Raw genomic sequence first — 11,443 nt, 5'->3', positions numbered from 1 at the left:
TGAGCGGCCCGCGCTTGAACAACGCGTGCTTCAGGCGCTCGACGCCGGGCGCATTCCTGTGCTGCTCGGCGGATGTGGCACGGGCCGCTCATCGGCACTGCTGCGGCTCGCGTCGTTGATTGGCGCGGGGCGCGCGCAGCATCGACTTCGCCGCTGCGGCCACCACGCCCGAGCGTTGCCTGCACTCGGTGCTGGCCGCGTCATCGACGGAAGGCCCGCCGCCACCGATACCCGCACACGCGCGGGCGGCGTTCGATGCGTTGCTCAGCTATCTCGACACCGCGAGCGCGCCAGGCAATGGCCCCGTCACGTTTCTCTTCGATGAAATTCTCGACATCCGCACGTTCGAAAGTTTCCCCGGGTTGCGCCACGTCCAGCGCGAACTGATCGACCGCCTTGCGACCAGTCCAAACGGCTTCGTGCTCGCGTCACGTTTCACCGCGCGCGCACCGATTGCTGCGCGACGCCGATGCGCGCTTTGAAGTTATCCACATCCCGGAATTCGTGGGCGACGATGTGCGCGGGCTGGCGCGGCAGCGGCAGGCGTCAGACGCGATTACGGCGGCGCAGGCGACCGCCGTGGCTGCGCTCAGCGGCAACCGTGCGGCGCCCGCCGACATTCTTCTTGCTGCCCTGCTCGCGCAGCCGGCCGCGCGCCGGCGTCCGATCGATGCGCTGGCATCAGCGATGAGTCCGGGCGGACCGCTCTCGTCACGCTGCCGTGAGAGTTACGAGTTCCGCCTGCATCGCGCACGCGGGTACGGTGCGCTCAAAGCCATCCTCGGTGTGCTGGCCGAACAGGAAGCCATCACGCTGACCGAGATCGCCCAGCGGTTGCACCGCACGCCGGGTTCCACCAAGGACTATCTCTCGTGGCTCGAGGATGTGGACCTGGTCACGATGCAGCGCAAGCGTTACGTCTTCGACGACCCACTCCTGCGGCTGCACATCCGCCTCTACGGCGGAGTCACGCCACCCACGCCTGCGCAAATCGCCGCAGAAGCCGCCGCCTGGGCGGACCGCTGCATCCCGAAGGACGTGCCCGCACCCGAGCCCGTGCTTGCAGGATCGCAGTCCGAACAGTCGGGCATTATCGAGATCGACTGATCGTGTAGCCGGGTCTAAAGACCCGGCCTCCATCCGGACGCGCATTTCGTAGGGCGCGCTGGGTCTCAAGCGCGCCGACGATTGGCGGCCTTGAGGTTCAGGCCGCCCTACGTTTTCGGACGGGCCGCCCTACGTTTTCGGACGGGCCTCGTGTGGATCAACTGGCGCGCGGAATTTCGTGAGGGCGGCTTTCGCGGCCTGCTGCTCGGCTTCTTTCTTCGATCGTCCTTGCGCGTTGCCAGCCGAGACGCCGCCCACCATCACGTCCACGTTGAAGCGGCGTCGATGGTCGGGGCCTTCGGTGGCCGTGAGTTGATACTCCGGCAGTCCGCGACCGGCCGCCTGCAGCCACTCCTGCAGCTCCGACTTCCAGTCGTCGGTAAACGACGCTTCGGCGACCTTGTCGCCGCCTGAATCAATGAGCGGACCAAAACACGACATGATGAACGCGCGCGCGGCATCCACACCACCGTCGAGGTAGATCGCTGCCAGGAGTGCCTCGAAACTGTCGGCGAGGATCGCGTTCTTGCCACGACCGCCGGTCTTCTCCTCACCCCGGCCGAGCAACACGTAGCGACCGAGGTCGATGTTGGCCGCAAGTTTCGCCAGGGACACGGTGGACACGATGGACGCCTTGATCTTCGACTTGTAACCTTCGGTGTGCGTGGGAAATCGCTGGAACAACATGTCCGCGATGACAAACCCGAGCACCGCATCGCCCAGAAACTCGAGCGACTCGTTGTCGACGACGCCGCCAGACGCGTCCTCGTGGGCGCGAGACCGATGCGTCAGGGCATGCTCGAGCAATCCAAGGTCCCTGAAGTGATACCCGATACGCTCTTCGAGCGGCCCCACGTTTTCGCTCAGCCGCCGCACTTCAGCTGCGGCGGCTTCATCGAGGTGGCCCGCAATCAACGCTTCCGCGCGTGCGGCGTGCTCTTCACGCACGCTCACGCCAAACGCCGCCTGCCCGCCAAACCGCAGAGGAAACAATCCGGGCGCCAGCCGTGACGACACAATGGCATCCAGCCCGTGCGCCTCAAACAAGGCGCGCACGATCTCGGCCTCAATCGACAGATGACTCCGGAAGACTTCGACGCTCACTCGAACCCTTCAACTTTCACCACCACCATGGTCATATCATCGTGCGGTTCGGCGTCGCCGACAAACGCGGTCACTTCGCGCAGCACCCGTTCGCGAATGCCGCCGGCGTCGAGCGCGTGGTGCGTGCTGACCACGCGGCTCAGGGCCGCGTCCGTGAATAATTCGCCGGTCACATCCATGGCCTCGGTGATGCCGTCGGTGTAGAGCACGATCACGTCACCGGCATTGAGCGGTCGCGTGTGCTCTTCCAGGATGGACTCGAAGCGATCGGCCGCGCCCGGCAACCGCAATCCCAGCACCATGCCGTCCGGGACGATCACATCCACGCCCTCTTGTGAGGCGACGATGAGCGGGGTGTGACCGGCGCGCGCGTGCGTGAGGGTGCGCGCCTCGAGATCGATCACGGCATACGTCATCGTGATGAAGCTGCGGTTGTCCAGGTGATCCGCGAGGAGGCGGTTCACGCGGGTCAGCAGCGCTTTGGGCGAACGTTCCAGGTGGCTGAGCGCGAGCATCAGGCCCTTGAGCTCGGCCATGTAGAGCGCGGCCGAGGTGCCCTTACCCGAGACGTCAGCCACGAGCACACCCAGTTGTCGCGGCCCGAGTTCGAAGAAGTCGTAATAGTCGCCGCCGACTTCGCGCGCCGGGACACACAAGTCGGCGATCGAAAGACCGCGGAACGGCGGAGGCGTTTCGGGCAGCAGCGACTGCTGGATGTCGCGTGCAATCCGGAGTTCATCGTCCAGCCGCTGCTTCTCGCGCTGCACGTGCAACAGGTGCTCCATGCTGCCGCTCATCAGATTGAACGACTCGCCCAGATCACCCAACTGATCCTTGGATTCGATGCGGATGCGATGCGCGAAGTCGCCCTGCCGGACGCGCTCGGTGCCCACGAAGAGCTCGTGCACGGCCGACGTGATCTGCCGTCCCAGGCCCGCGCCGAAGAACAGCGCCACGCCCTGCACGATGAGCAGCAACACACCAAGCGCGACCAGCACCAGGAACAACAGTTGTCCCTGAAGCTGCATCCCCTGGGCTTCCGACAGCCGCTTCATCAGGCGTCCAATTGGCGCGTCCAGGCTCAGCGACACACGGCCGTTGAGGCCGGAATTCCAATCCGTGAAATCCGTGAACATCACGGTGCGCCGGAGCATGGTGAATCCCGTCTCCCCCACGCCATCATCGTCATCATCAGTCATGGCCCGCGCCATGCCGATGAGCGGCTGGGCCGTCACTTCCTGGCCGGTGGCTTGTTCGTTAATCTCGATCCCTCGCAGGCGGACGCCGGTGATTTCATCCACCCGGGCGGCGGCGTCACTATCGAGTGGCAGGTCCACGACCACCACATGCCGTCCCCCTGGGAGTGGCGCCGTCGCGCGCACCAGCAGCAGGCGATCTTGAGAGGCACCCGTCCCGTTGGACACCATGGCCAGCAGCTTGACTGACGCCTTCTCTCGCGCCCATACCGGCACGCCGGAAGGCGGCGCCGCCAGATGTGCCCAATCGCCGGCTGTGGCAATCGGGCCCGTGCCGCCGGCAACGGGAACCACCGCCAGCGACAAAGCCCGCAGCAGCGAGTCGGTTTCCAGATGGCTCTTGTATTGACCGAGGATCACCACCTGCGACTTCACGAGGTCGGCGCCAATGTCGGTGGCGGCCGTGGTCGCCATCTGAAGCGCTTCCTGCGTGATGTCCTGAAGGCCGTCGCTAAACAGATGCGACGCTGTGTTCCCGTGCACAATGACAGCCGCCACCGACGCAAACACGATCACGAGCGCGACGGGGACGAGGCCGAGAAAGACATACGACAGGATCAGCTTGCGGCGCACGCGCCACAGGAACTGGCGTCGGAACCGCACGAGTACCACGACAGCCAGCCAGACGACGGACACACGCAGGGCCAGCGAGGCCACTTTGCGGAACGCCTCGACGAGCGGCGGGACGGTGGTGACCTGCCCCAGCAGCCATACCAGCACCACTGACACGCCCGACAAGATGAGAAGGCGTCCGGGGAGGATGCGGAACGGATGAAACGGCGCCGGAGGTGGTGCCGGCATCACTCGCGGAGCAGCGTCTGAAGCCATCCAGAAATTGAATCTTGGATGATAACAGACTATCGTGAGGGGTCATGAAGCTGCCCAAGCACGCGCGATTCGCCACGGTCTGTCTGCACGCGGGCCAGACGCCCGACCCCACGACCGGCGCCATCATCACCCCGATCTACCAGACATCTACTTACGTGCAGGAGGCCTTGGGCCAGCACAAGGGCTATGAGTACGCCCGCACGCAGAACCCGACACGGTCTGCGCTCGAAGCGAACCTGGCGGCCATCGAAGGCGGGAAGGCGGCGTTTGCGTTTGCCTCGGGCATGTCCGCCATTCACGCCATCGTCACCAAGTTGTCTGCCGGCGACCACACGATCGTCACCGACAACACCTATGGCGGCACGTTCCGTCTGTTTGACAAGGTGATGTCGCGGCTGGGACTGACGTTCAGTTTCGTGGACACGTCGGACCCGGCGGAAATTCAGGCGGCGATGACTCCGGCCACGAAGATGGTGTTCATCGAGACACCAACCAACCCGGTGCTGGCGGCTGACCGACATTGCGGCCTCGGCTGACATTGCCCATCGGCACGGTGCGTTTCTGGTGGTGGACAACACGTTTGCGAGCCCGTGCCTGCAGCGCCCCATCGAACTGGGCGCCGACCTTGTGGTGCACAGCACCACCAAGTATCTCAATGGCCACAGCGACTCCATTGGCGGCGTGGTGATTGCCGTCAAGGACGAACACATCGAATGGCTCCGGTTCATCCAGAATTCAGCCGGCGCGATTCTGAGCCCGATGGATTCATCACTCGTGCTGCGCGGCACCAAGACGCTGGCGCTGCGCATGGTGCAGCACACGGCCAACGGCATGGCGCTGGCCGAGTTCCTGTCGGAACACCCGCGCGTGAAAAAGGTGATCTACCCCGGGCTTCCGAGCCACCCGCAGTACGCGCTGGCGCAGCGCCAGATGCCGCACGGCTGCGGCGGCATGTTGTCGTTTGAAATGGGATCGCTCGAAGAGGCGCGCCAGGTGCTCAACCGCTTTCAGTTGATGGCGCTGGCCGAAAGCCTCGGCGGTGTGGAAACACTCGTCTGCCACCCGGCGTCCATGACCCACGCCTCGGTGCCACCCGACCGCCGCGCCGCCATCGGTCTCAGCGACAGCCTCATCCGCATCTCGGCCGGGATCGAAGACATCGACGACCTCAAAGACGACCTCGCGCAGGCGCTCGTCGGTTGAATTTCGTAGCGCGGCCTGGGTCGTCTTCGTAGGGCGGCCTGGGTTGCCTTCGTAGGGCGGCCTGGGTCTCAAGGCCGCCAAGTGCCGCGGCGTTGAAGTTCACGCCGCGCTACGAAATGCCAGATCGAATCCACCGACCGTAGGCCTCATCGGCGGCGACAGGCACGACGAGAAACTCGGGCACCTCATACGGATGCCTCCCCACCAGCGCCTGGCGCACGGCCGGCACCCTGCCGGACGTGGTCTTGACCACCAGTTGGCGCTCCCTTGCCGTCTCCACGGCCCCCTGCCAGCGGTAGGTGGACACCTGTGGGGCGTGGACGCTGACGCAGGCCGCCAGCCCCGCCTCCACCAGGTCCCTGGCCAGCGCTTCGGCGTCGAACCCTTCGGGAACCGTGGTCAAAATCAGCACTATTTCGTCCATAGTCCTATTTTGCGCTTGTACTGGGGACGAAAACCTGATACAAACCCAACGGACGTATGAACTCGGGCGTAATACGAAGAAACTCCATCGGTGCAGGCGGCGCGGTCGCGCGCATGGGCGGCGCGTCCGGAAAAGCACGAATGTGCGGGATCGCCACAAGATTCTGGACCTATGGCCTGCTCACCGTGTCGGCCGTGTTGATGGTCAACGCCCTGATTGGCGAAAAGGGCTACCTGGCCAATCTGCAGGCCCAACGCGAGTTCAAGGCCGCCAGCAACGCGCTGGTGCAGATCGAAGCCGAGAACGCCGCCCTTGAGGCCAAAATCAAGCGACTGCGCCAGGACCCCCAGGCGCTTGAAGACTTCGCGCGCGAGAAATTGGGACTCGTCAAACCTGACGAGACCCTGATCATCCTTCGCGACCGCCCCACAGACCGGAATTAAGCGGCCATGCCCCATCCAATGGGCGGCGTGGCTGTAATCCTGCTCACCTACAACGAAGAGGTCAACATCGCGCAAGCCCTGAAGTCGGTGGCCGGCTGGGCGCAAGAGACCTTCGTCCTCGACTCGTTCAGCACCGACCGGACCGTCGAGATAGCGCGCCAGTTCAGTTGCCGGATCGAGCAGCACCACTTTGAGAACTACTCGAAACAGCGCAACCACGCGCTCGACCATTTGCCCATCCAAAGCGAGTGGGTGCTGTTCCTCGATGCCGATGAGTGGCTGCCCGAACCACTGAAGCAGGAAATTTCGGCCGTCCTCGCCACGGCGCCCACCGCCAACGGATTCACGCTCAACAGGCGCCTGTTCTGGATGGGCCGCTGGATCCGGCGCGGCTACTACCCTTCCCACATCCTCCGCCTCTTTCGACGAGGCAAAGGCCGGTGTGAGGACCGGGAAGTCAACGAGCACCTGATTGTGGAAGGCGAGACCGCCCAACTCACACAGGACTTCATGCATGAGGACCGGAAGGGCGTGACCGAGTGGATCACGAAACACAACCGGTACGCCACGCTTGAGGCGCAGGCGCTGTTTCACGCGCCGGTGGAGCCGGACTATCGGGAGATCGACGCGCGCTTCTTCGGCACACAGGCGCAGCGCAAACGCTGGCTGCGGCACCGCGTGTGGAGCCGGATGCCCTTGCTCATCCGGCCGTTTTTCTATTTCGGGTACCGGTACGTGCTCAAGGGCGGCTTCCTCGACGGGCGCGCGGCGTTCACGTTCCATTTCCTCCAGGCGCTGTGGTTCCCGCTGCTCATCGACGTCAAGTATCTCGAGATGCAGTGGAAGGGATCCAAGACGGATGGCTCACCATGAAGATCCATGAGGCTCCATGAAGGGCGCGGGGTTGGGAGCCGGGCTTTGCCCGGGCCGCACGGACGAAGGGAAGTCAGGAACGAACACACCTTGCGTCTACATGGGTGCGTTCGTTCCTGACTTCCCTTCGTCCGCGCGTGCCGCCGAAGGCGGCACCCAACCCCGCGGCTTCTGACAGCCCTTGAACCCTTCCGTGAATCCTTCATGGACCTTCATGGAGCTTCATGGTGAAAACGCATTGAGACGTTATGCTGTAGCCCCATGGGCTGGCTTGTCTCGCTTTTCATCGGTGTCATCACCGGACTCATCACGATGGTGGCGGCCTTCGCCACGGCCGACATGGCTGTGCGGTGGCACAACGTGTCGTCGTTCGAAGGCGGTTCGGGGTATCTCGTCATCGCAATGGCCGCCATGGGGCTATTCGGCGGTTTCGTCATCGGCACCGTCGCAAGTCGCATCGTGGCCGCCCGACAGAAAAGGTCCACTGAGGCAATCGGGACTGGCCGAGTGGCCCTCAAGGCCGTGGGCGTCGCCCTTGCCACTTCGCTCACGATAGTCGCGATCATCGGCGTGATCGCGCGCCAGCTGGCCGACGTACCGCCAACGCTTGATGGCCAGGAACTGCTGCTGGCGGCGGAAATCCGCTGGCCCGAGGGGCAGACACCACCAGCCCTGAACGAGCCGGATGAATGGTCCCTGCGCCTGGGGTCCTCGTCGGGCCGCACCATGCGCGCCAGCGTGACGGGGCCTCTCTGGCGGGAAGATGCGCGGCTCGAAGACGGGCGCTGGGTTGTACCGGGCGCGGTGGAACTCTTCACCAGCCGCGGCGAGCGGATACTCGACGTCCTTCCCGACAACACCATCACGAACGGCTTCATCGTCCCCCTCCCGGCACGGCCGGGCGCCGAATTCCGCGAGTGGAGCGAGTGGTTGCCCCACGCACGCGACGGTGAACCAGCCCTTCCCGATGGATTCCGGTATCGCTTCCGCGTGGTTCCACGCAACGCCCCCGTGCGTACCGAGACGGTGGGCCCGTTCGAGATTGCGACCGTGGCGTCCGGCTTCAACGAGATCACGTCGGGCGGGCCGGCAAAAGTCTGGTCCGCCAACGCGACGTTCCGGATCACTCATCGCGGTCAAGCGATCACGGTCGAATCGCACACTGAATTCAGTGCGGTGGCCTCACTCGGCGGCGAGGCGCCCGCGCTGCTGGTGCAGGCGAGTGGAGACGACGCGCCTGGTGCGTGTTACTTCGTCTCGATAAACAAGGACGCCGTGCAGGTGGCGCCGATCGGGACGTGTGAAGGCTCCCTTCAGGCGCGACCGCTGACGTCGGATCATTCGGCGTTCACGCGGGCTCGCGATCGGAACGCGCCCGCCGGACGCATCGACCGGGTGTCATTCGCCACGCCCGGCCTGTACCTGTTTGACGGCCGGGTCGTTGATACAGGCACGCGCACCTCGCGCACGTTTTCGACCGACGGCCAGTCGAACCTCATCGCGAGAATCCCGCCCCTGGGGATTTCACCCGATGAGGCGAGCTTTATCCGTCTCGAGTCCGCGGACTCGAACGAGCAATATGTGCTGGCCGTGACGATGCTGGGCACTGGGGATCGGTATCGATTGCCCATCGACAAAGCGCGCATGCGCTACGCGACGATCGATCAGATCGACCCGGCGTGGGTGCTGCATCACTTCGCGTGGGAGCGTGGATCCACGGGCAGCGACCGCCTCGTGGAACGCCCCACGTTCACACCCATCGCCTGGCGCGGCACTCTGACGGACGACTACACGGGATATCGCGAGTATCGCGTGGCGCCCGCCACCGCTGCGCTACGACCGGCCCTGATCGACTTTCTTGTTTCGGAGTTTCAGGCCGAGCGTGTGCCCGCCGAACCCGACGCGTTTTCACACGAGGTGCTGATCAAGGGCGCCACCGTCCACATCAGCTACGCCGAGCGCGAGCGCCACGTGGGCGTGTGGATGGATCGCGGCACAGACTCACAACTGGTCGCGACCATCGCCGCACGCTTCGACGCCGCGCTCGCGACCGGCCGCTACGACCACTTGTTCGGATCGTGACCTTCGCCCGCGGGCGCTGGCAATTTCCTCGTAGGGCGGCCTGGGTCTCAAGGCCGCCGACGTTCCCGGTCCTCGTAGGGCGGCCTGGGTCTCAAGACCGCCAACGTTCCGCGGCGTTGAGGTGCACGCCGCGCTACGAAATGCGCGTCACGCTTGCGCCATGACACCCCGCGATCGGCTGTTCTGCGCCGAAGAAGGAAGACCCAGGCCTGAAGAATATCGAGGTCACACGCGGCAAGACGACGCCTGGGGCAAAGCCGCAGAAGTCCACCCGGCTGAGCTGACTATTCGTGAATGCGTCATGCATGCCGTAGATTTCGGCATCGTCGCAAACAATCATGCCGTCGTCGCTCAGGTACTTCGTGGCGATGCCGATCATCCTGGCCCTGGATAACCCGTCGACAATGATCACGTCAAAGAGGCCGTCTGTGTCGCCGAGAATCCTGGCGACCTCGACGGCCCTTGCCGCGCCCGTCATGCCTGACACCAGATACAACTCCACGTTTCCTGGCATGGACTGGGCGACCCTGTCGAACCAGTGCTGGTTGTCTTCGAAGGTCACCACACGCCTGGCCCGCTTTGCCCACCACAACGTGGACTGACCTGCCCCGAACTCCAGCACGGTCTTATCCACGAATGATCGGCTCTTGAGGAAGTCGATGCTCGGGTACGAATACCAGGGGAGGGGGTCACCATCCCTCCCCACGGCTTTCGCCCGCAGACTGCTGCGGAAATGCCCGGTGCGTGAACTGAAGAGCATCGGCGTGAGCACCGCCGTCGCGACACGCCTGATTGGATTCGTCATCCAACCGGGGAGCCACTTCTTCAGGTGTGCAAAGCTCCGGTGCATCCACGTTGGATTGATGGCTGGGCTCACGTGTTCATCACCAACCAGGCCTGGACACTACGTTCGAACCGTCGGCCATGCTCCACTCACGCGGCCGGCGTGAAACCTCAGGTCGCCCCGCGCAGCGGCTTCACGCAGCCTCATCGGCTCCAAGCGCGCGAGTGCCCCAGCGGCGGTCATGACAACCGTTCCGATGTGCTCAACTGGGAGAGCCGCGACAATTCCCGCAGCATTTTCCAGGGCGCGCCGCCACTGTGCACCGAGCGCCACGATGTCAGGCGGTTCGCCCTCGAACGCCAGGCTCGCAATTTCATCAGCGGCGTAGTGGGTCGTCCTCCTCGCATGGCCAAGCAAGGCCTGGGGCGAGAATCCTGGGTCTTTGCCGCACGCGGCCCACGCGAAGTACCCAAACGGCTGAAGCAGCCGGTCGCAGGCCAATACGTCCACCCAGTCACGCACTTCAACGCGGCCAACAAGGGCCAGAACTTTGTTGGTCGCCAAATCAAACGGATGAAGGGTCAATCCGAGGTCATCGTCTTCCAGCAGAGGAAAAAACCGAAATGCGCTGTCGTGCACCCACTCGACCAGCAGCGAGACATCACCGAGCGAGACAGTGGCCTGAACGAAACCCGGACGCTCACGTTGGGGCACCACGCGATAACCGCTCGACTCCATCGTCTGGCGATCGCGGTCCCAGGAGGCCGCGACGGCCTCGGTCGTGTCATGAAACAGGTCGAGGTCGCGCGAGAGACGAGCTGTATCCAACGCCGCACCCAGTGCGACGCCGCCGGCAACGTAGCTCTCGCCACGGATGCGGCGATCGTGCGCTAGGAGACGACAGAGTGTTCGCTGGAAGGGAGTGACAGCCATTGGCGGAACTCAGCTGCGCGCACGAAGGCCTGACGATCGCCGTGCTGCTGGATCAGGTGGAGCACGTGCTCAATTTCAGCCGCGGTGGCTGGGTAGTAGTCTTGCCTGAGAAACCAGAGACAGCGCACCCGGTATTCATCCACAAACGCTCTGAGCGCCGCGTTACCTGATCCCGGGAAAGCCGCCATGGAGGAAGTCTAGCAGGAGGCCCGGCAAGCCGGCGACTCCGTGGACTGACAGCTCGCCAGACAAAAAGGACCTGCAGGTGAGACCTGCAGGCCCTTCGAGAGAATTGGTTGCGGGGGCAGGATTTGAACCTGCGACCTTTGGGTTATGAGCCCAACGAGCTACCGGACTGCTCCACCCCGCGACAAGGAATCCCTATGATAACTCGCCGAGGCGGAAT

The 11,443-nt window shown here is 64.2% G+C and carries 11 protein-coding genes, 1 tRNA gene and 1 pseudogene; 6 read left to right on the top strand and 7 right to left on the bottom strand.

What is annotated here, in order from left to right; genetic code table 11:
- Positions 1 to 119: 119 nt before the first annotated feature.
- On the top strand, positions 120 to 482 hold the full coding sequence (locus tag IPL75_02820; protein ID MBK9239199.1) for a hypothetical protein: 363 nt from the start codon (positions 120 to 122) through the stop codon (positions 480 to 482).
- Complete coding sequence (locus IPL75_02815) at positions 454 to 1,107, top strand: hypothetical protein (protein ID MBK9239198.1); 654 nt, start codon at positions 454 to 456, stop codon at positions 1,105 to 1,107. The genes IPL75_02820 and IPL75_02815 overlap by 29 nt, the downstream gene beginning before the upstream one ends.
- 129 nt (positions 1,108 to 1,236) lie before the next feature.
- Here the strand turns inward: IPL75_02815 and rnc are convergent, their stop codons facing one another.
- Complete coding sequence (rnc, locus tag IPL75_02810; protein ID MBK9239197.1) at positions 1,237 to 1,962, bottom strand: ribonuclease III; 726 nt, start codon at positions 1,960 to 1,962, stop codon at positions 1,237 to 1,239.
- 245 nt (positions 1,963 to 2,207) lie between these two features.
- Positions 2,208 to 4,295, bottom strand: coding sequence for a SpoIIE family protein phosphatase (locus IPL75_02805; protein MBK9239196.1), 2,088 nt, complete (start codon positions 4,293 to 4,295; stop codon positions 2,208 to 2,210).
- A 44-nt stretch (positions 4,296 to 4,339) separates the two neighbouring features.
- Between IPL75_02805 and IPL75_02800 the strand changes: the two are divergent.
- A pseudogene (locus tag IPL75_02800) lies at positions 4,340 to 5,498 on the top strand (PLP-dependent transferase).
- Positions 5,499 to 5,607: 109 nt separating this feature from the next.
- On the opposite strand, the gene IPL75_02795 reads toward IPL75_02800, so the two are convergent.
- Positions 5,608 to 5,922: a divalent-cation tolerance protein CutA gene (locus tag IPL75_02795; protein MBK9239195.1), complete on the bottom strand. Its 315-nt coding sequence runs from the start codon at positions 5,920 to 5,922 to the stop codon at positions 5,608 to 5,610.
- A gap of 56 nt (positions 5,923 to 5,978) precedes the next feature.
- On the opposite strand from IPL75_02795, the gene IPL75_02790 reads away from it, so the two are divergent.
- The 3 genes from IPL75_02790 (at position 5,979) to IPL75_02780 (ending at position 9,320) form a co-directional block, all read left to right on the top strand.
- Complete coding sequence (locus tag IPL75_02790) at positions 5,979 to 6,365, top strand: septum formation initiator family protein (protein ID MBK9239194.1); 387 nt, start codon at positions 5,979 to 5,981, stop codon at positions 6,363 to 6,365.
- Between the two features lie 6 nt (positions 6,366 to 6,371).
- Positions 6,372 to 7,238: a glycosyltransferase family 2 protein gene (locus IPL75_02785; GenBank protein MBK9239193.1), complete on the top strand. Its 867-nt coding sequence runs from the start codon at positions 6,372 to 6,374 to the stop codon at positions 7,236 to 7,238.
- A 261-nt stretch (positions 7,239 to 7,499) separates the two neighbouring features.
- A complete protein-coding gene (locus IPL75_02780; GenBank protein MBK9239192.1) occupies positions 7,500 to 9,320 on the top strand; it encodes a hypothetical protein in 1,821 nt (606 codons plus the stop codon).
- 133 nt (positions 9,321 to 9,453) lie between these two features.
- Here IPL75_02780 and IPL75_02775 read toward each other — a convergent pair whose 3' ends face one another.
- The 4 genes from IPL75_02775 to IPL75_02760 all read right to left on the bottom strand — a co-directional run bounded on the left by IPL75_02775 (position 9,454) and on the right by IPL75_02760 (position 11,407).
- Positions 9,454 to 10,197 carry a hypothetical protein gene (locus tag IPL75_02775; protein ID MBK9239191.1) on the bottom strand — a complete coding sequence of 248 codons (744 nt, stop codon included), beginning with the start codon at positions 10,195 to 10,197 and terminating at the stop codon, positions 9,454 to 9,456.
- Positions 10,198 to 10,224: 27 nt separating this feature from the next.
- Entirely contained in the window at positions 10,225 to 11,037 is an 813-nt protein-coding gene (locus IPL75_02770; GenBank protein MBK9239190.1) for a hypothetical protein, read from the bottom strand.
- On the bottom strand, positions 10,995 to 11,225 hold the full coding sequence (locus tag IPL75_02765; protein ID MBK9239189.1) for a hypothetical protein: 231 nt from the start codon (positions 11,223 to 11,225) through the stop codon (positions 10,995 to 10,997). The genes IPL75_02770 and IPL75_02765 overlap by 43 nt, the downstream gene beginning before the upstream one ends.
- Positions 11,226 to 11,330: 105 nt before the next feature.
- Positions 11,331 to 11,407: transfer RNA gene (locus IPL75_02760), tRNA-Met, on the bottom strand.
- Positions 11,408 to 11,443 lie beyond the last annotated feature (36 nt).

It is taken from the genome of Acidobacteriota bacterium (assembly GCA_016716905.1).
Taxonomy (GTDB): Bacteria; Acidobacteriota; Vicinamibacteria; order Vicinamibacterales; family SCN-69-37; genus SYFT01.
This window is presented reverse-complemented; position numbering and strand designations above follow the sequence as displayed.